This is a genomic window from Gemmata sp. (genome assembly GCF_051859125.1).
Taxonomy (GTDB): Bacteria; Planctomycetota; Planctomycetia; order Gemmatales; family Gemmataceae; genus Gemmata.
The window spans coordinates 1-18494 of the sequence record NZ_JBHYGG010000056.1; the positions used below are offsets into that span (position 1 = coordinate 1).

At 69.1% G+C, this 18494-nt stretch carries 15 protein-coding genes; 5 read left to right on the forward strand and 10 right to left on the reverse strand.

The genetic code is table 11. The features are described 5' to 3' along the window. Nucleotides 1–54: 54 nt before the first annotated feature. Entirely contained in the window at nucleotides 55–1224 is a 1170-nt protein-coding gene (gene rho / locus ACTIGN_RS06915; protein WP_439622164.1) for a transcription termination factor Rho, read from the reverse strand. Nucleotides 1225–1647: 423 nt separating this feature from the next. After that, nucleotides 1648–2193 carry a HEAT repeat domain-containing protein gene (locus tag ACTIGN_RS06920; protein ID WP_439622166.1) on the reverse strand — a complete coding sequence of 182 codons (546 nt, stop codon included), beginning with the start codon at nucleotides 2191–2193 and terminating at the stop codon, nucleotides 1648–1650. A gap of 132 nt (nucleotides 2194–2325) precedes the next feature. Here ACTIGN_RS06920 and ACTIGN_RS06925 point away from each other — a divergent pair, with 132 nt between their 5' ends. Then, a complete protein-coding gene (locus ACTIGN_RS06925) occupies nucleotides 2326–3330 on the forward strand; it encodes an IS701 family transposase (protein WP_439622168.1) in 1005 nt (334 codons plus the stop codon). Here the strand turns inward: ACTIGN_RS06925 and ACTIGN_RS06930 are convergent. From ACTIGN_RS06930 to ACTIGN_RS06945, 4 genes are all read right to left on the reverse strand, one after another. Beyond that, nucleotides 3269–4945 carry a hypothetical protein gene (locus ACTIGN_RS06930; protein WP_439622170.1) on the reverse strand — a complete coding sequence of 559 codons (1677 nt, stop codon included), beginning with the start codon at nucleotides 4943–4945 and terminating at the stop codon, nucleotides 3269–3271. The genes ACTIGN_RS06925 and ACTIGN_RS06930 overlap by 62 nt on opposite strands. Before the next feature lie 323 nt (nucleotides 4946–5268). Beyond that, nucleotides 5269–6666 (reverse strand): alkaline phosphatase D family protein, encoded by a 1398-nt coding sequence (locus ACTIGN_RS06935; RefSeq protein ID WP_439622172.1) that lies wholly within the window; start codon nucleotides 6664–6666, stop codon nucleotides 5269–5271. Between the two features lie 247 nt (nucleotides 6667–6913). Next, nucleotides 6914–8317 (reverse strand): DUF1501 domain-containing protein, encoded by a 1404-nt coding sequence (locus ACTIGN_RS06940; RefSeq protein WP_439622174.1) that lies wholly within the window; start codon nucleotides 8315–8317, stop codon nucleotides 6914–6916. Between the two features lie 96 nt (nucleotides 8318–8413). After that, complete coding sequence (locus ACTIGN_RS06945) at nucleotides 8414–9271, reverse strand: DUF1559 family PulG-like putative transporter (RefSeq protein ID WP_439622176.1); 858 nt, start codon at nucleotides 9269–9271, stop codon at nucleotides 8414–8416. A gap of 106 nt (nucleotides 9272–9377) precedes the next feature. Between ACTIGN_RS06945 and ACTIGN_RS06950 the strand changes: the two genes are divergently transcribed. The 4 genes from ACTIGN_RS06950 to hutU all read left to right on the forward strand — a co-directional run bounded on the left by ACTIGN_RS06950 (nucleotide 9378) and on the right by hutU (nucleotide 14515). After that, entirely contained in the window at nucleotides 9378–10589 is a 1212-nt protein-coding gene (locus ACTIGN_RS06950) for a class I SAM-dependent methyltransferase (RefSeq protein WP_439622178.1), read from the forward strand. 22 nt (nucleotides 10590–10611) lie between these two features. Continuing rightward, the gene (gene hutI / locus ACTIGN_RS06955; protein ID WP_439622180.1) at nucleotides 10612–11835 is read left to right on the forward strand and encodes an imidazolonepropionase; all 1224 of its coding nucleotides are present in this window, start codon (nucleotides 10612–10614) and stop codon (nucleotides 11833–11835) included. A 62-nt stretch (nucleotides 11836–11897) separates the two neighbouring features. Continuing rightward, nucleotides 11898–12839: a formimidoylglutamase gene (hutG, locus tag ACTIGN_RS06960; RefSeq protein ID WP_439622182.1), complete on the forward strand. Its 942-nt coding sequence runs from the start codon at nucleotides 11898–11900 to the stop codon at nucleotides 12837–12839. Next, nucleotides 12836–14515 (forward strand): urocanate hydratase, encoded by a 1680-nt coding sequence (gene hutU, locus ACTIGN_RS06965; protein ID WP_439622184.1) that lies wholly within the window; start codon nucleotides 12836–12838, stop codon nucleotides 14513–14515. The genes hutG and hutU overlap by 4 nt, the downstream gene beginning before the upstream one ends. Here hutU and ACTIGN_RS06970 read toward each other — a convergent pair. The 4 genes from ACTIGN_RS06970 to ACTIGN_RS06985 form a co-directional block, all read right to left on the reverse strand. Then, nucleotides 14496–15509: a S1 family peptidase gene (locus ACTIGN_RS06970; protein WP_439622186.1), complete on the reverse strand. Its 1014-nt coding sequence runs from the start codon at nucleotides 15507–15509 to the stop codon at nucleotides 14496–14498. The two genes, hutU and ACTIGN_RS06970, sit on opposite strands and share 20 nt — an antisense overlap. An 87-nt stretch (nucleotides 15510–15596) precedes the next feature. Continuing rightward, nucleotides 15597–16751 carry a homospermidine biosynthesis protein gene (locus ACTIGN_RS06975; RefSeq protein WP_439622188.1) on the reverse strand — a complete coding sequence of 385 codons (1155 nt, stop codon included), beginning with the start codon at nucleotides 16749–16751 and terminating at the stop codon, nucleotides 15597–15599. A gap of 61 nt (nucleotides 16752–16812) precedes the next feature. Next, a complete protein-coding gene (gene mobA / locus ACTIGN_RS06980; RefSeq protein WP_439622190.1) occupies nucleotides 16813–17421 on the reverse strand; it encodes a molybdenum cofactor guanylyltransferase in 609 nt (202 codons plus the stop codon). 88 nt (nucleotides 17422–17509) lie between these two features. Then, the gene (locus ACTIGN_RS06985; protein WP_439622192.1) at nucleotides 17510–18271 is read right to left on the reverse strand and encodes a hypothetical protein; all 762 of its coding nucleotides are present in this window, start codon (nucleotides 18269–18271) and stop codon (nucleotides 17510–17512) included. Nucleotides 18272–18494: the final 223 nt, after the last annotated feature.

Here is an 18494-nt window from a genome sequence, read left to right on the forward strand (position 1 = left end):
CGGGAACCACCTGGGTTCCCGCCCCCGACCCCGTTCACCCACCGGCTTCGCGCGTCACCGCACGAACTTGCTCACGGTCATGAGGAACTCGGCGTTCGACTTGGTCTTGCTCAGTTGCTTCACCATGCCCTCCATCGCCTCGACCGGCTTCATCTGCATCAGGCTGCGGCGCACGAGCGTGATCTGCTCCAGCATGTCGGGCGGGAGGAGCCGTTCTTCCTTGCGGGTGCCGGACGCGCCGAGGTCGATGGCCGGGTACACCCGGCGCTCGGCGAGCGCCCGGTTCAGCACCAGTTCCATGTTCCCGGTGCCCTTGAACTCCTGGAAGATCACCTCGTCCATGCGGCTCCCGGTCTCAATAAGTGCGGTGCCGAGGATCGTCAGGGAGCCGCCCTCCTCGAACGCGCGGGCGCTGCCGAACAGCCGCTTCGGCACCTCCAGGGCCTTCGAGTCGACGCCGCCGGACATGGTCCGCCCGCTGCCGGCCGTCTTGTTGTGCGCCCGGGCGAGCCGGGTGAGGCTGTCGAGCAGCACGAACGTGTCGCGGCCCATCTCGGTGAGCCGCTTGGCCCGCTCGACCACCAGCCCGGCGAGGCGGATGTGGCTCGCGGTGTCGCGGTCCGAACTCGACGCGATGACCTCGCACGGCGGCGGGTCGGCCGCGGGCGGCTCGCCGGGCTTGGGCGGCGGGCCGATCAGCGTGCGGCGGATGTCGGTGACCTCCTCCGGCCGCTCGTCGACGAGCAGCACCATGAGGTGCATCGCCGGGTGGTTCTTGATGACGGCCTGGGCGATGTGCTGGAGCAGGACCGTCTTGCCCGACCGGGGCGGGGCGACGATGAGCCCCCGCTGGCCCATGCCGATCGGCGTGAACATGTCCATTACGCGGGTCGTCAGCGGCTCCGGGCCGGTCTCGAGCCGGATCCACTTCGTGGGGTCGGTGGCGGTGAGTTCCTCCCAGCTCCGCCGGCGGAACAGCTTGGCCTCGGCCCCCTCGATGGTCTCGACGGTGGCGATCCGCGGGCCGGTCTGGCCGCGGCGGGCCTGCTCGAGCGGGCCGCCGAGCCGGAGCCCTTCGGCGAGGCGGAACTTGTCGATCAGCGCCCCCGACACGTAGGCGTCGGCCGGGGTGGGGGCGTAGTGGCGCGCGGGGTTGCGGAGGAACCCGTAACCCTTGGGGTGCAGTTCGAGCACCCCGTGCGCCGTGGTGCGCGGGTCGGACATGCTGAGAGTCCCAGAATCCAGTCGGGGCCGCCGCAAGAGTGCGGAGCGGCCGTGAGACGCAAGCGAGCCATCAATCGGTCGGCGGACGGAGCAGGCGGCCGAGCAAGCAAAACGGGACGGGCGGCGGAGGTCGGGGCGCCGGTGGTGTGAGTGATTGTAGTCGCAGCGCGGGGGGAGTGGAAAGCCCGAACCGCCACGGGATTGTACCGGATTCGCTCAAATCAACGCCATTGGTTGCGGAGGGGTGGGGGAGGGGTCTCCGCAACCGATGTGAACTCCTCGCACACGCCCCGAACTCCTCGCACACGCCCCGAACTCCTCGCGAACGATGCCCGACTCCTCGCACACGATCCCCAACTCCTCGCGAACAACCGCTGCGGTTCGGGGAGAACATTGATCAAGGAGCCAGCGTGCCGGACCCGTTCAGGCCCGTTCGGCGCGAACGATCGCCTCGCGAATCCGCTTGGCAACGACCTCGTCCGCGTGCCGGGCCGCGGCCCGGAGTTTCGCCATAATCTTTGTGGGGATCGGTCGCGCCACCGGCACCAGTTCACGGACCGACATGGCGGCCGCGCGGGCCACCCGCGGGACGGGGTCGCGGAGAAGTTTGATCAGAGCAGGTAGAACGTGAACGGCCGCTCGGCGCGGCTCGTCCGCAAGGGGAGCGAAGTGCCGGAGCGCCTCGGCCGCAGTTGCACGGGCTGAGGCCTCGGCGGACTCAAGATGCCTGGCGCAATCGATCACGGCTTGTTCGGCTTCGCTCTCGTGTGGTGTCTCGATCCCAATGCTCGCGAGCGCGGCTCGGACCTCGGGGTGAAGGTCGGCCACGTCGGTCGGGTCGGTGTCGTGCTCGACGAGCAGGCGCAGCAGTGAAGCGGTGAACTCGTGCCGCTGCCGCCTGTCGCGGACGCGGTACTGGATCAGCGGCCACACGTCCGCGAACAGCTCGGCCCCCGCCCGCCACGCCATTATCGCACCTTTCGTTCGTGCCGGTCCCACCTGTTTCACACCCCGCGCCACCAACGATACCGGAAGGAGTTACGCAGTTGGGTACGGATGTCCAGCAAGCCGACTCCTCGGGCCGGGGGTAGCGATGAGGTCATGAACCCACCGCGTTGTACCGCTGAGGACTACATCCAGTTCCTCCTGGCCACGCCCCGGGCGTGTACCGCCACGGAGGCCGCCCGCGTGCAACCCGACCGGTCCCCCGACCGCCCGCCCAAGCCCCCCCACGACGCCTCCACCCGGTTGCTCCACCGGTTGGAGCCCGACCCACCCGCCCTGTGGGCCGAGGTCCGGCCGCTCGTCGACCGGGACGCCGGGGTGCTGGTGGCCGACGACACCACCCTCGACAAGCCGCACGCGAGCCACATCCAACTGGTCACCCGGCACTGGTCCGGGAAGCACTACCGGGTGGTCGACGGGATCAACCTGCTCACCCTGGTGTGGACCGACGGCGACCGGATGTACCCGACCGACTACCGGCTCTACCACAAGGCGGTCGACGGGAGGACCAAGAACGACCACCTGCGGGACCTGCTCGCCGAGGCGCGGGGCCGCGGGTTCCGGCCCCGGTGCGTGCTGTTCGACAGCTGGTACGCGGCCGTCGAGATGCTCAAGCAGATCCGGTCCTACGGGTGGGTGTTCGTGACCCGCCTGCAGGGGAACCGGTTGGTCCGGCTCGACCGCGGGGAGCCGACGGCGGTCACGGCCGTGCCGATCACCGAAGCCGGGACGGTGGTGTGGCTGCCCGGGTTCGGACTGGTCAAGGTGTTCCGGACGGCCGCCCGAGACGGCGGCGCGGAGCACTGGGTGACCAACGACACCGGGCTGGACGACGTGGGGCGGCTGGTGTTCGCGGAGCTGTCGTGGTCGGTGGAGGAGTACCACCGGGGACTCAAGCAGTTCACCGGGGTGGAGCGGTGCCAGACCCGGATGGCCAAGGCCCAGCGGAACCACATCGGGTGGTCGATCCGGGCGTTCGTCCGGCTCGAGCGGCACCGGTTCACCACCGGGGTGAGTTGGTTCGAGGCCAAGGTGGGGATCATCCGCGACGCCGTCCGGGCCTACCTCGCCCGACCCTCCCTGACCCTCGCAACCCCGTGAACTGCGTAACTCCTAACAGGAACGTCTGGAATGACGGGGCGCAGTAGTAGATCACGTTCGGGTCGTTCGGATACGGGTTATCGGCGTCGTCGCCCAGTTCGAACACCACGACACAGTGGAACGCGGTTCCCGGGACGAGGTACAGAGCCCGTGTGAGTTGGTGCGAGTTACGGTAGTTCATGTCGCCGAAGAACGAGACGAGGTGGCCTTCGCCGACGCGCGGGAAGCCGATGATCGTCGCATCGTGGAGTAGGACTTCAAAGCAGGGGGTGGCCCGCGAGACGGCGTCCCGCCGCGGGAAGTCGTACGCAAACGCCTCGAACCCGAGTGGGAGAGTGAGTCCCAAGTCGGCTGCGCGGAGTTGAACCGAAGCAAGGGCAACCAATTCCCTCGCGATGTGCTGCACCTGATCCACTTGCTCCTCCACGCCTTTCGTGGTCAGCCACGGCAGACCGGGGTCGAACGCTGCGTGGTCGAGGTTCGGCAGCGAGCGGTACGCGACCGGGCAATGTGCGTTAGCCGCCCACCACGCGGGACGGAACGGGACCGGCGGCGCGAGCAGCAGGTCCGGCTGCTCGAAGCGCCGCTGCCAGTCGGCGGGGAGACGCGAAATCAGGTTAAGGAGCGAGCGTCGCAGCGGCACCGCCTCGTCCCCGATCGCCTGCGACAGTGCGACCTCGGCACGGAAGTATTCGGCCCCGGGGTGGTCGTGCTCGATCCGCCACCGCCAGTAGTAACTCCGGGCCGGTTGCTCCGTCGTGGCCCACGCACGCGGGGCGTTCGAGAGCAGCAGCCACTCCGCCAGGATCGCGCCCGTGCCGCCGCGCACCTGCACCAGAACCAACCGCAACGTCAGCGGCGCACCCGCCACGGCGGTACTCCGCCCGTCGACCTTCCGCTTGGCCGCCCGATCCAACACCACCTCGGTCTCGGCGAGGAACAGGGTCGCCGCCCGGCCCCGGTACGACGCCCCCCCCGCCCCACCGGCCTGCCGGAAGTGGCGCCCGCGGCCCAACGACCGGCGGACCCCGCTCAACCGGCACCGGGACCCGTCCCACAGGACGTGGCGGTCGTCCACCCGCACGAGGAACTTGTGTCCGGCCCGGTGCCACCGGCGGTAGTGACCCACCGAGTCCGCCTCCCGGTCGATCACGTGCAACGTGGGCTTGGACAGGCCCCAGGTGGTGCTGGCCGCCATGGTCGGGAGCACCTGACCCAGGTGGTCCGCGGCGCGGGCCCGGGGCCGGGTACTCAGGAACCCCGCTGCGGTCCGGCAGTGGACCTCCATGGGCGCCAGCGGGCTGCCGTCATCGGCGCTGACCAGCAGGGCGGTGGTGAGTTCGTAGCCCACGTCCGCTGCGTGGGTCAACTGGGCCAGGTCCGTCTTGTCGCCCGGAGCGTAGGTGAGTTTGGACCAGTCGTGTACCAGCAGGGCAAAGGGCGCGGTCGTGGTTGCGACCCGGTTCCGTCCCGCGGCCCGGAGGGGTTCGACCAGCGCGGGAAGGGTGACGCGCTCGTTGTTGTGGAACCGCCACGCACCTTGTACCGCAGCAAACGCCTGCCCCTTGTCGGGCAGACTGGCCACGCCCGCGGCCAGTGGGGATGCGCTACGCATGTGGGACCGAACCAGTTTGTGGTACCGCTTCTGGAGCCGATGCTCCAGAAGCGGTAAGGTAATCTCTCGCATGCACAGAACTTGCAACCCGCCCCCACTTGTGTAGATACCAATGCCCCTGGTGGGGGAGGGTGGCGAGGCTCTGCGAGCCGGGTGGGGGAAGGCAATAGACGCGCAGAGGCGTCCCCCCACCCGCTCCTCGAAGACTCGGAGCAACCTCCTCCACCAGGGGGGAGGTCAATACCACGGGTTACTCTGTTACCCCGGGTTGGTATGAGTTGCCGTAGGTGGGCGGCGACCGACTTGGGTTGCCGCGGCCGGCGTCACTTCTCCACGATCTCCAGGTCCTTCGGGTCGGCGACCTCGAGTTGCGGCGATTCCTTGTTGAGCTTGATGGTGCCGGTCGCGCGGACCGTCTTGCCCACGAACGTCTCGGCCCCGGCCTTCTCCCACTTGCCGGTCTGCACCTTGGTCGGCAGCACCACCGCGAAGTTGTCCTTCGCCCGGAAGTCCTTGTTCGTGTTCAGGTACAGGTTCGCCTTCCCGCCCACCGACGCCACGGTGTACTGGACCGTCACCTTCTCGCCGACCTTCTTCGCCGCGGCCGCCGGGGACAGCACCCCGTCCGGGAGCTTCTCATCGACCACGGGCGTCGCGGCCCCGGTCCCGGTCCCCTTCAGCGTGCTCAGCCGCACCTTGAACCCGCCGGTCGCGTCGCCGTCCTCGTCGCGGACCTGCACCGCCACCCGCGGGTCGTCGCCCGACCAGTCGATGGTGATGAACCCGAAGTTGTCACCGAACGGCATCGCCGCGAGCCGCTTGCTGTTCGCCTCGGGGGCGCGCCAGTTCTTCGACGCCTGGTTGAACCCGCTCGACGTCACGTCGTACAGCGGGTAGCCGATCGCCTTCGTGTCGAGCGAGATCTCGGCGAGGTGCCGGTCCCCGCTCAGGACGATCACGCCGTTGGCCCCCGTGCTGTTGAGCAGCGCGTGCAACTTCTCGCGCTCCTTCGGGATGTTCGCCCACTTCTCGAACGGGTGGTCGTCCGACACGAGCTGGATGCTCGACGCGAGCAACCGCACCTCGGCCGGCTTCTTGAGCTGCTCTTCGAGCCACTTCCACTGCTCGGCCCCGAGGAACGTGGCGTCCGGGTCGGTGTTGGGGAGGCACGCGGAGATGCGGGTCTTCGGGTCGAACGGGGCCTTCTTGATCGGGCTGCGGAAGTACCGTGTGTCGAGCAGGATCACCTGCACGCGCTTGCCGGGCGGGCCGTAGATTTCGGCGTGGTACACCCCCTTGCGGGTGCGGCGCGGGTCGTCCTTCGCGACGCCGAAGAAGTCGAGCAGCGCCTGTTGCGCCTCGTCCTTGTGCTCCCACTCGACGCCCGCGTCGTTCTTGCCGTAGTCGTGGTCGTCCCAGGTGCCGACCATCGGGCACGTCGCCTTGAGCTTCGCGAACCCGGGCACCTTCTCCATCAGCTTGTACTTCTCGCGGATGACGTCGGGGGTGACCTTCAACTTGCGGTCGAGGTCGGCGTACATGTTGTCGCCGAGGAGGACGAGCAGGTCCGGCTTGGCGGCGGCCATCGTGTCGAAGATGGGCAGCGGCTTGTCCTGGTCGGCGCACGACCCGAACGCGATCTTCGTGAGCACCTTCGGGTCGTCGGCGCGTGCGGTCGTCGCGAGTGCGAGCAGGGCGAGGGCGAGTAGCGGGCGGCGCATTGGTGTGGGTTCCCGGAGTTGACGGAACCCCGATATTGGAACCTGCCGCCGCACAAGGGGCAAGCGAGCGCCGCGAAATGCGCGGTGAAGGATCGGAGAAGACGGATTGGCCGCGAAAAAGCACAAAAGTCACAAAAGGAGAGGCGACCCGTGAACCGGGTCGCCTCGTCTTCTCTGCCGTCTTCCTTTGTGGCTTTTGTGCTTTTTCGCGGCCAATCTCGCCTCGTCTTGGTGTCGCCCCACGCCACTACGCCAGGACGCCCTTCACGACCTCGCCGTGGACGTCGGTGAGCCGCATGTCGCGGCCGCCGAACCGGTACGTCAGCTTGGTGTGGTCGAACCCGAGCAGGTGGAGCATCGTCGCGTGCAGGTCGTGGACCTCGACCTTGTCCTTGATCGCGTGGTAGCCGAACTCGTCGGTCTCGCCGTACACTGTGCCGCCCTTGGTGCCGCCGCCGGCGAGCCACATCGAGAACCCGTGCGGGTTGTGGTCGCGGCCGTCGCTGCCCTGGGCCATCGGCGTGCGGCCGAACTCCCCGCCCCACACCACGAGCGTGCTGTCGAGCAGCTTGCGCTGCTTCAGGTCCTTGAGGAGCGCGGCGATCGGCTTGTCGACGGCGCGGGCGTTGTCCTCGTGGCCCTTCTTGAGGTTCGAGTGCTGGTCCCAGCGGTCGTGGCCGAGGTTCTGGCACAGCAGTTCAACGAACCGCACCCCCTTCTCGACCATCCGCCGGGCGATCAGGCACTGCCGGCCGAACACCTCGGTCTCCTTCGCGTCGAGGCCGTACATCGACTTCGTCGCCTCGGTCTCCTTCGAGAGGTCGGCGAGGTCGGGTACGGCCGTCTGCATGCGGAACGACAGCTCGTAGTTGGCGACGGCGGCCTCGAAGGCGTCGTTCTCGCCAAACCGCTCCTTCGCCATCTTGTCGAGGCTGCGGAGCAGGTCGCGCTTGGCGGCGGTGGTCTTCGCGCTCTGCCCGCCGGCCGGGGTGAGGTCCGAGACTGGGTGCGCACCGTTCCGGAACATCGACCCCTGGTACGCGGCCGGGAGGAACCCGCTGCCGAAGCAGTCGATGCCGCCCGGGGGGACCATGCCGCTGCCGAGCACGACGAACCCGGGCAGGTCGCGGCACTCGCTGCCGAGGCCGTAGGTGACCCACGAGCCCATGCTGGGCCGGCCCTGGAGCCCGCTGCCGCTGTGGTAGAAGTAGTTCGCGTTCGTGTGCTCGGGGAAGTTGGCGACCATCGAGCGGATCACCGCGAGGTCGTCGGCGCACGCGCCAATGTTCGGGAACAGGTCGCTGACGGGCAACCCGCTCTGGCCGTACTTCTTGAACTTCCACGGGCTGCCGAGCGTGTTGCCGATGTTGTTGAACTGCGTCGGCTCGACCTTCGACGGGAACGGCTTGCCGTTGAACTTGTCGAGCATCGGCTTGGGGTCGAACGAGTCGACCTGGCTCACGCCGCCGTCCATGAACAGGACGATGACGCTCTTGGCCTTGGCGGGGAACTGCGGCTTCTTGGGCGCGAACGGGTCGGGCGTCTCTGCGGCGCTGGCGCGGCCGTCGTCGGCGAGGAGCGCGGCGAGGGCGGCCGCACCGAACCCGTTGGCGGTGCGGGTGAGCATGTCGCGGCGCGAGAGGGGCTGCATGTGCGGTTCCGCGAAGGAGGGGGTGCGGGGCGGGGGTAAGAACAGTTTAGCGGCCGCCCCACGGGGGCGGCACAAGGAAATGCGGGGAGGCGACCGTCAGCGGCTCGACGACCTGCGCGGTGGGCTCGGGGCCACGGGTTCCTTTTTCTTCGGGATCAACCGCGCACCCGAGTTCCAATCCGGTCCGAGCACGTCCTTGCCCGCCGGGGTGATCGCGGCTTTGAGCGTGGCTTCGGACAACTTGTCGAGGTCCAGAACCCGTTGGTTTGCGTCAAACATGGCGACGTTCACCGTGCGGTCTCCGGCCAGGCTCAGATCCGGGAGCGGCTTCGAGAGGTCGATGGTGATGTCGTCCGGCTTCGTCCAGGTCACCGGACCGCCGCCCTCGACAATCATGATCGTGTTGGAACTGCCGTCGTTCATGATCACGCTCGGAGCCGGCTTCGTTGGGTCGTATGCGGTTCCGGGACCGACAAGCAGCTTGAAATACGTCTGGCCGGGTTCAGTTGGCACTCCCGGGCTGACGTAAACCTTCGGCATCTTCTCGATGAGCTTCTTGTTGTGCTCGCTGTCCCAGGGTTCGCCGAGCTTGAACTGGTTGTAGAGCTCTTCATGTTTCAACTGCTTGAGAAGGTGAACTCGCCAACTGAGCCCCCCGGGCACCAACTTCATTCCGGCCATTCCCTCCACCCAGGCTTGCCGAGGGAAACTGCCCATCACGTCGTGGTAGCTGTGTGCAGCGTAAACGAGATCCTTCAGGTTGCCGAGGCTCGTCTGGCGGTTGGCCTCGCGGTCGCCCAGGGTGGCTCCGGCGTCCTTCTTCGCAGGTTGTGCCGCGTCGCTCTTGGGCGTCGCTTCGGGCGGGGACGACTCCGACTGCCGGCCGCACGCGGCGACGACCAGTGATGCGACCACGGCCGCGAGGGCACAGGCGGTGCGAGCCCAGAGGCGCATATGAGACTCCGTCGGGAGGGGGAATGGGACGCCGGTGCGAGCGTTCGCGGGCGCTCCGAGAGTGTACGCGATCACGGGCGACGGACCAGCGCCGTAAAATGCCGGCATGGGAACCGACGGCCGCGAATCGCTGGGTCAGATTGTCACCGCGGCCGTACTCGGCCCGGGGTTCCGCCGGGCGACGTTCGCGGGTGTCGCGCGTGGTGATGTCGCCTCGCCGTGGGTGCGGGTGGTCGTGCGGCCGGTCGAACTCCGCGGCGCGTGGCACCTCCAGTTCTCGTACTTCGACGCGAAGAAGGACACGACCCGCAACTACCCCCCGGCCGAGGCCGCCGCGCCGCTCGACGAGGTGATCGCGGTCGGGTTCTCGGGCGTCCACCTCACCACCGACGGCGAGGAGATCGACCTCCGCACCACCAAGAAGGGCAAGCTGCTGGTCGGCCGTCGGGCGGTGGCGAGCGAGGCGGCCGGGCCCGAGCCGCACAACCGCGTGAAGGACGTGCCGCTCCCCGAGGGCCGCGCCGACCGGCTCCTCGAAGTGATGGGCGTCGCGACCGCCGACGGCCGCGTGCGGCCCACGATGCGGGCGAAGTTCACGCAGATCAACGAGTTCTTGAAGCAACTCCGCCACGCCCTCGACGCCGCGGAACTCCGGCGCGTGGGCCGACCGGTCGAGATCCTCGACTGCGGGTGCGGGTCGAGCTACCTCACGCTCGCCGCGCACCACTACCTGAACAACGTGCTGGCGATGGAGGCCCGCGTCCTCGGCGTGGACGTGAACGAGGAGGTGATCCGCAAGAGCATCGAGCGGTCGGAGCGGATCGCGGCGAACGGGCTCGCGTTCGCGTGCGGCCGCATCGGCGGCCTGGAGGCGACCCCCGACATCGTGCTCGCGCTGCACGCCTGCGACACCGCGACCGACGACGCCATCTCGCAAGCCGTCCGCAGCGAGGCGAAGGTGCTGCTGAGCGTGCCGTGCTGCCACCACGCACTGAACCGCGAACTGCGCCCCGACGGCCCGGCCGAGGTGCTGCGGCCGCTGATGCGGCACGGCATCCTCCGCGAGCGCACCGCCGACCTCATCACCGACGCCTTCCGCGCGCTCGCGCTGCGCATCATGGGCTACCGCACGGACGTGGTCGAGTTCGTCAGCACCGAGCACACGGCCCGCAACCTGATGATCCGCGCCGTCCGCGGCGCACCGGCGGGCGACGCGGCCCACGTCGCCGAGTACCGCGAGATGAAGCGCTTCTTTGGCGTAACGCCGTACATCGAGGCGGCGCTCGGCGAGCGGTTCCGCGAGTTGATTTCAGAGTAGCACCGTGCCACGGAGGCCCGCCATGGACGCCGACGCACTGTGGGTGAACGCAAGGCTCCTCACCTTCGATCCGGCGGTGAGTGCGCCCTACGGGCTGCGCGACGGCTGGGCGCTCGCGGTTCGGGGCAACACCATCGCAGCGGTCCTGCCGCCCGACGCACCCGAAGTGCGAGCCTTCACGGGCCGTGTGACGGACTGCGGCGGGAAGTGGGTCACGCCCGGGTTCAGCGACTGCCACACGCACCTCATCTGGGCGGGCTCACGCGCTAACGACTGGCAGGACCGGCTCACCGGGGTGCCGTACACCGAGATCGCGAAGCGCGGCGGCGGCATCCTGTCGTCGGTTCGCGCGACGCGAGCCGCAACCGCGGACGAACTCGTCGCGCTGGCGCTCCCGCGGCTGCGGGCGCTCGCGGCCGAGGGAGTGACGTGCGTCGAGATCAAGTCGGGCTACGGGCTCACGACCGCCGACGAACTCAAGATGCTGCGAGCGGCGAAGCGCGTCGCGGGGGAAGTGGGCGTGGAGTTGTCCGCGACGCTGCTCGCGGCGCACGCCGTTCCGCCCGAGTTCGCGGGCCGCGCCGACGACTACGTTTCGCTGATCTGTTCAGAGATGATTCCGGCTGCGGCGCAGGAGAACCTCGCCGAAGCGGTGGACGTGTTCTGCGAGTCGATCGCGTTCTCGCCGGCCCAGTGCGACCGCATCTTCGCGAGTGCGAAGGCGCACGGGCTCGCGGTGAAGGGGCACGTTGAACAACTCACGAACCAGCACGGGGCGGAGTTGGTCGCCCGGCACGGCGGCTGGTCGGTCGACCACCTCGAGTACCTCGACGCGGCCGGCGTCGAAGCTCTCGCGAACGCCGGCACGGTCGCGGTGCTGCTGCCGGGCGCGTTCTACTTCCTGCGTGAGAAGCAGCAGCCGCCCGTCGAAGCGCTCCGCAACGCAGGGGTGCCGATGGCCGTGGCGACCGACCTGAACCCGGGCACCTCGCCGTTCGCGTCGCTGCGGATTGCGATGAACATGGCCTGCGTGCTGTACGGTCTCTTGCCCGAAGAGGCGCTCGAAGGCGTGACCCGTAACGCGGCGAAGGCGCTCGGCCGCGGCGACCGCTTCGGCACGCTCGAAGTCGGCAAGCGAGCGGACTTCCTCGTGTGGGACGTGCTCCACCCGGCCGAGATCGTGTGCCACCTCGGTGTCACTCCGCTCGCGGAACGGGTCGTTCTCGGTTGTAGCCGGGGTCTGTGACCCCGGGATCGCCTTCGCAACACGAGCCGGCCTCACAGAGGCCAGCTACAGAAGAGCAAGACATGCCCGAGCCTGACATGAGCGTGTGGACGGGGCGCGTCGACACGGCCGACGGCCCGGACGCGCTGCGCTGGCACCAGATGGTGAAGCCGCTGACACCGGGGGGCGCACCGGGCGTCGTACTGGTCGGCTTCGCGTGTGACGAGGGCGTGCGCCGCAACGGCGGCCGCGTCGGCGTGAAGGATGGCCCGCACGCGATCCGCACGGCGCTCGCGAACCTCGCGTGGCACCAAGCGGCACCGGTCTACGACGCGGGCGACGTTCGCTGCGACGACGCCGACATGGAAGGGGCACAGTCGCGGCTCGCGGAAGTCGTGGCCGACGCGATTCGTTCCGGCCACCGCCCGCTCGTGCTGGGCGGCGGGCACGAAACCGCGTGGGGCACGTTTCAAGGCATCGTCGCCGCGAAGCCAGAAGCGAACGTCGGCGTCATCAACATTGATGCGCACCTCGATCTGCGGGCCGACGAACCCGGCAACTCCGGAACCCCGTTCTACCAGATGGCGAAGTGGTGCAATCCGAACGGGAAGCCGTTCCGGTATCTGTGTGTGGGTGTTGCGGAGCCGTCGAACACGCTCGCCTTGTTCGGCCGTGCCCGCGAGTTGGGCGTACGGTGGCACCGCGACGCCGACATCGTCGCATGGAACCTCGACGGTGTCGTTCGAGACATGGCGGATCTCGGCGGCGGGGTTGATCTGATCCACCTGAGCATCGACCTGGACGTACTGCCGGCGGCGACGATGCCCGCGGTCAGTGCCCCCGCGGCGCGAGGCGTGGCGCTCGAGATCGTGCTGCCGCTGGTGGCGGGGATCATTCGGAACCTGAAGGTCGCGGCCGTCGACGTGGTCGAGTTCAACCCGCACCTCGACCCGGCCGGTTGCGCCGCACGGGTGGCGGCCCGCATCGCGTGGCAGGCTGCCGAAATCGCCGAGGAGTTGTCATGACCTTCACCCGCAACGACTCGTCGCGCGTCATTCGCGCTCCCCGCGGCACCGCCCTCTCGTGCCGGTCGTGGCCGACCGAAGCGGCGCTGCGGATGCTCATGAACAACCTCGACCCCGAGGTCGCCGAGAGGCCGGCGGAACTGGTCGTGTACGGCGGCATCGGCCGCGCCGCCCGCAACTGGGAGTGCTTCGACAAGATCGTCGAGGTGCTGCGGCGACTCGGCGACGACGAGACCCTGCTCATCCAGTCCGGCAAGCCCGTCGGTGTGTTCCCGACGCATACGGATGCGCCAAGAGTGCTCCTCGCCAACTCGAATCTCGTGCCCCACTGGGCGACGTGGGACCACTTCCACGAACTCGACCGCAAGGGGCTGATGATGTACGGCCAGATGACGGCCGGGAGCTGGATCTACATCGGCACGCAGGGCATCGTGCAGGGCACCTTCGAGACGTTCGCCGCCGTGGCCCGCAAGCACTTCGGCGGCAACGCAGCGGGCAAGTGGATCCTCACCGGCGGCCTCGGCGGCATGGGCGGCGCGCAGCCGCTCGCGGCGACGATGGCCGGGTTCTCGCTGCTCGCCGTCGAGTGCGACGAGAGCCGTATCGACTTCCGCTTGCGAACGCGCTACCTCGACCGCAAGGGCGCAAGTTTGGATGAGGCTCTCGCCATCATGCGAGACGGAGAAGCCGTCTCGGTTGGACTGGTTGGCAACGCAGCGGACGTGTGTGCCGAACTCGTCGCCCGCGGAATCACGCCCGACGTGGTCACCGATCAGACCAGCGCCCACGACCCGCTCAACGGCTATCTTCCGCAGGACTGGACGCTCGCCGAGTGGCGCGACAAGGCGAAGACCCAACCGCAGGCGGTGATCGAAGCCGCGAAGCAGTCCATGGCGGTTCACGTGCGTGCGATGCTTGAGCTTCAGTCGCGCGGCGCGGTCGCGCTCGATTACGGCAACAACATCCGGCAGGTCGCGAAGGACGCCGGCGTCGCGAACGCGTTCGACATCCCCGGGTTCGTGCCGGCGTACATTCGCCCGTTGTTCTGCGAGGGGATCGGCCCGTTCCGCTGGGCGGCACTTTCCGGCGACCCGGCCGACATCGCACGAACCGACGCGAAGGTGAAGGAACTCTGCCCCGATAACCCGCAACTGCACCGCTGGCTCGACCTGGCGCAGAACCGCATCGCGTTCCAGGGGCTACCGGCGCGCATCTGCTGGCTCGGGCTGAAGGACCGCGCTCGCGTCGGGCTCGCGTTCAACGACATGGTGGCGTCGGGCGAGTTGACGGCGCCGGTCGTCATCGGCCGCGACCACCTCGACTCGGGGTCGGTCGCCAGCCCGAACCGCGAGACCGAGGGGATGCGCGACGGGTCCGATGCGGTGTCGGACTGGGCCTTGCTCAACGCGCTGCTGAACACCGCGAGCGGGGCGACGTGGGTGTCGCTGCACCACGGCGGCGGGGTCGGGATGGGGTTCAGCCAGCACGCGGGAATGGTGATCGTCTGCGACGGCACCGCGGCCGCCGCGAAGCGCATCGCCCGGGTCCTGCGGAACGACCCCGGCACCGGTGTGATGCGGCACGCCGACGCGGGCTACGAGTCGGCGGCCGAGTGCGCCCGCGAGAACGCGCTCGACCTGCCGATGCTCGGCGGGGTCACTTCTCGAACGACTTGAGGATGGTCGGGCCGGGGACGGCCATCTTCAGCACCATCTGCACGGTCGCGCCGCCGGGGGCCGGCTTCGCCTCCTCCTTCGGCTCGGGCTTGTCCTTCTCCTTTTCCTTGGGCGGCGGGGCCTTCGGCTTCTCGTCGCGGAGCCGCGCCCGCAGCCGGCGGCGCTCCTGCGCCGGGGCCGGGACCGTGCTCCCGTCCTCGATCGTCAGCGTCAGCGCCGACATGCCGACCACCGCCCCGTACTTGTTGAGCACCGGCGACCCGCTCGACCCGCCGGCGAACTCGGCCGTCAGCCCCATCCACCGCTCGCGCTTGCCCTCGTCGTTCTTGTTCGTGCTGTACCGGGTGACGCTGCCGGTCGTGTACAGGTAGAAGTTGTCGCCCGGGTGGCTCAGCACCCCGACCCACGAGCCGACGGCCGCGAACTCGTCGGCGACGGGGAGCGGGACGAGCCCCTTGGCGTCGATCCTGAACACGGCGACGTCGGCCGCCTTGTCGCCGCCGAGGAAGTCGACGACCGGGTACACGTTCCCCTTGTGGTCGGTGACGCCGAACACCTCGCTCGGCTCCAGGTCCTCGAAGACGTGCCAGTTCGAGACGAGGACGCCGTCGGCGGACGCGGCCCACGCGGTGGCGTACAGGCCGTCCTGCCACTCGCCGTCCTTGTCCTTGAACACGCTGCCGACGACGAACACGCTGGGCAGCGCGAGCTTGTACACCTCTTCGGGCGCCAGCGCCGCGTCGCCCGCCCGGGCCGGTGCGTGCTTCGCCCTCGTCCCGGACTTCATCTTGTCGTGGAGCTTCTCGTGCGCGAGGCACTTCCCGGCCTTGCCCAGTTCGCGGAGCCCGGCCATGAAGTCTTCGAACAGCTTGGTGTCGTCCACGAACCAGGGCTTCGCGGGCGGTGGGGCCTTCGGGGCCGGCTTCGGGGCCTGGGCCCCGGCGGGCGCGCCGGCGACCGCGGCCGCCAGGACGAACAACACGAGTCGGGACATCACTTCTCCCTGTATCTGCGACCGCCGATCGAACCCACGGGTCGTTTGCGTCCGCGCTCGGAGAGGTTCTGTCGGGGCGCGGGCGGGTCACTCGGCCCGCTTGGCCCGCGTCTCAGCGTACCCGGCCTCCAGGCGGCGGGTCAACTCCGGGAACTTGTCCATGAGCCGCTTCAGCGGCCGCTTCTCGCACCGGGTCAGGCTGTACGCGGTCAGGAGCGGGAGCGCCGCGGTCGCGTCGATGTAGCACGTCACCGAGTCCGGGAGCTTGTCCGGGTCCACCTTGCCCCACGTCATCGCCTCGCTCGGCGTCGCGCCGCTCAGCCCGCCCGTGTCCGGCCGCGCGTCGGTGAACTGCAGGAAGTAGTCGTGCCCGGCCTCCGCCAGCCCAAGTACCTCCTGGATCTGCGGCTCGGTCTGGAGCATGAAGTTCTTCGGCGACCCGCCGCCCAGGATGAACACCGAACTCGTGCCGCCGCTCGCCTTCGCGTCCCACACCACCGCGGCGCTCTGGTTCACGTCCCGCAGCGGGTCGATGCGGAGCTTGCCGCCCTCGAGCATGAGCGCGGCGAGGTTCATGCCGATGCTGCTGTCGCCCGGCGAACTGGTGAACACCGGCACCCCGCACCGGGCCGCCGCGGCCAGCAGGCACTTCCCGGTGCGGCCGGTCTGCGCCTCGCGCTCGGCGAGGTAGCTCCCGACGAGGTGGTGGAACTCGGCGGTGCCCATGGTCTTCTGGAACGCCTCGCCGCGGCACAGCGTGCGGAAGAACTTGTCGGTGCCGAGCAGGTTCTCGTAGTCGAAGACGATGTCGTAGATGCGGATGACCTGGTTCTCGCGCAGCTCCAGGTCCGGCAGGTTCGGCCCGGCCTGGAACAGGTCCATGCCCAGCGCGTAGTGCGTGTCGTGGTACAGGTTCGCGCCGGTCGAGACGATCCAGTCGACGAACCCGGCCTCGATGAGCGGCACCAGGCACGACATGCCGAGCCCCGCGGGGGTCAGCGCGCCGCTGAGCGCGAGCCCGACGGTGCCGTTGTCGGCGAGCATCTTGCGGACGAAGAGCTGGCACCCCTCGCGGAGCCGGCCGCCGTTGTACGACAGGAACGCGGAGTCGATGAGGTCGGCCGTCGAGACGCCCGGGGCGACGGCCGGCGGGTCGATCTTCTGCCGGCTGATCTTGTGCAGGAACTGCTTGTTCGCGTCGGTCCCGGCGTGGCGGTCGTGGTGCTGCTTGTGTGGGTGCATGTCGGCCGTTCGGAGTCGGGTGTCGAGAGTCGGAGGAGGAATTGTAGCCGTGCCGCCGCGTTTATCCCGGCCGTTCTCCCGCGCCCCGCAAAGCTTCACGGTACTCGTCCGGCGTGTTCACGTTGCTCAGCGCTCGGAACTCCGGATCGGCCGCGGCGAGTTCCACGGGCCCAATGATTCGGACGGGCACGGCGTCGAACAGGTTCGCGACGCGGAGGCGGTTCGCGGCGAGGAGTTCGTTGACGTGCGGGAGCACCGAGAGGCGGTACGCCGCGGCGAGCGGGTGGAAGTGGTCGCCGACCCGCGGCACGGCGATCGGCGCGTCGCCGAGCAACTCGATGACCCGCCGCACGAACGCGGGCGTCAGGAACGGCACGTCGCACGCCGAGAGGTACGCCGCGTCGGCGATGCCTTCGAGCGCCGCGAGGCCGGCCGCGAGGCCGCCGAGTGGGCCGCGGTCCTCGATCTCGTCGCGGACGATTCGCACAGCGGGCGGCAGCGGCGGAACGTCCTGACCCGGGGCCGCGACGACGATCACCGGATCGACCGCTTCGCGGAGCGTTCGCACGGTGCGTTGGAGCAGCGTCTCGTTCCCGAACGCCAGCCACGCCTTCGGCCGGCCCATCCGCGATGACCGCCCCCCGCACAGCACGATCCCGGCCACTCGCATCGCGGTTCCCTCGGGCGGCGGGGAAAATCGAAGAACCCGGCGGGTCACCCGCCGGGTTCGTTGACCACACTTCAAGCCGTCGGGGCAGTCACCAGATGTACGGGGTGAACACGCCGATGTTGAAGTTCGGCAGGTCGATCCCGGTCGGGCGGTAGTACGTCGTGCCGTCGGCGAACGTCGTCCCGGTTACCGGCTGGACCACTGCACCCGTCGCGTTGTTCACGAACGTGTTCGGCCCCTTGTAGACCAGCGTCCCGGGCTGGTGCGCCGGCACGGGCGGGGCGAACCCGACCGCCTGGTTGACCGCGAACGGGTTGTTCAGGAGCGGGTTCGGCGCGAACGGGTTGTTCACCAGCGGGTTGATCGCGAGCGGGTTCGCCAGCAGCGGGTTGGCGATGAACGGGTTGGCGAGCGGGTTCACGAACGGGTTGTTGTTGACCAGCGGGTTCGCCACGAGCGGGTTGCGGATCAGCGGGTTGTTGTTCACCAGCGGGTTGAAGAGCGGGTTGAACGGCCGCGGGTTAACGAGCGGGTTGGTGAACCCCTGGGAGGCGAACGGGTTGTTCAGGGCCGGGTTCCACGGGTTCGCGGCCGGGTAGGTCGGGAAGCCGGGGAAGCTGTTGACCGACGGTTGGAGGACCGGCCGGTTCGCCTGGGGCTGCCGCGGGACGCCCGCCTGCGGCACCTTCGGACCCGCCGGGACCACGACCTGGTTCGCCTTGACCGGCTGCGGGGCCTTCTTGGCGTTCGGGATCACGACCCCGAACTGGGCCGACGCCGGGGCCGACGCGAGGCCGAGGGCGGCGACGGTCGCGAGCGTGCGGACGGACCACCGGGTGGCGGCGAACATGGGCTGTTCCTTTCGGTGCAACTCTCCCCGTTACTGAGAACGAGCCCGGGGCGGCGGGCGTTTGTAACAGGTGCGCCGGGCGCGAGTCCCGGGGGCGGTTGTCCCAGCATACGCGGGGGCCCGGGGAACTTGCGCGGAAAAAGTGAAGTCGCCGTGCGGAAGTGCGGAGCGCGGAGCGTCTGGGGCGAACCCTGAGCGCCAGCGAGGGGGTGGACACACCCCC

What these genes read in the sequence shown, in the direction of transcription:
- rho (WP_439622164.1), bottom strand. Translation starts at nt 1,224, where the DNA reads ATGTCCGACCCGCGCACCACGGCGCACGGGGTGCTCGAACTGCACCCC.
- ACTIGN_RS06920 (WP_439622166.1), bottom strand. Translation starts at nt 2,193, where the DNA reads ATGGCGTGGCGGGCGGGGGCCGAGCTGTTCGCGGACGTGTGGCCGCTG.
- ACTIGN_RS06925 (WP_439622168.1), top strand. Translation starts at nt 2,326, where the DNA reads ATGAACCCACCGCGTTGTACCGCTGAGGACTACATCCAGTTCCTCCTG.
- ACTIGN_RS06930 (WP_439622170.1), bottom strand. Translation starts at nt 4,945, where the DNA reads ATGCGTAGCGCATCCCCACTGGCCGCGGGCGTGGCCAGTCTGCCCGAC.
- ACTIGN_RS06935 (WP_439622172.1), bottom strand. Translation starts at nt 6,666, where the DNA reads ATGCGCCGCCCGCTACTCGCCCTCGCCCTGCTCGCACTCGCGACGACC.
- ACTIGN_RS06940 (WP_439622174.1), bottom strand. Translation starts at nt 8,317, where the DNA reads ATGCAGCCCCTCTCGCGCCGCGACATGCTCACCCGCACCGCCAACGGG.
- ACTIGN_RS06945 (WP_439622176.1), bottom strand. Translation starts at nt 9,271, where the DNA reads ATGCGCCTCTGGGCTCGCACCGCCTGTGCCCTCGCGGCCGTGGTCGCA.
- ACTIGN_RS06950 (WP_439622178.1), top strand. Translation starts at nt 9,378, where the DNA reads ATGGGAACCGACGGCCGCGAATCGCTGGGTCAGATTGTCACCGCGGCC.
- hutI (WP_439622180.1), top strand. Translation starts at nt 10,612, where the DNA reads ATGGACGCCGACGCACTGTGGGTGAACGCAAGGCTCCTCACCTTCGAT.
- hutG (WP_439622182.1), top strand. Translation starts at nt 11,898, where the DNA reads ATGCCCGAGCCTGACATGAGCGTGTGGACGGGGCGCGTCGACACGGCC.
- hutU (WP_439622184.1), top strand. Translation starts at nt 12,836, where the DNA reads ATGACCTTCACCCGCAACGACTCGTCGCGCGTCATTCGCGCTCCCCGC.
- ACTIGN_RS06970 (WP_439622186.1), bottom strand. Translation starts at nt 15,509, where the DNA reads ATGTCCCGACTCGTGTTGTTCGTCCTGGCGGCCGCGGTCGCCGGCGCG.
- ACTIGN_RS06975 (WP_439622188.1), bottom strand. Translation starts at nt 16,751, where the DNA reads ATGCACCCACACAAGCAGCACCACGACCGCCACGCCGGGACCGACGCG.
- mobA (WP_439622190.1), bottom strand. Translation starts at nt 17,421, where the DNA reads ATGCGAGTGGCCGGGATCGTGCTGTGCGGGGGGCGGTCATCGCGGATG.
- ACTIGN_RS06985 (WP_439622192.1), bottom strand. Translation starts at nt 18,271, where the DNA reads ATGTTCGCCGCCACCCGGTGGTCCGTCCGCACGCTCGCGACCGTCGCC.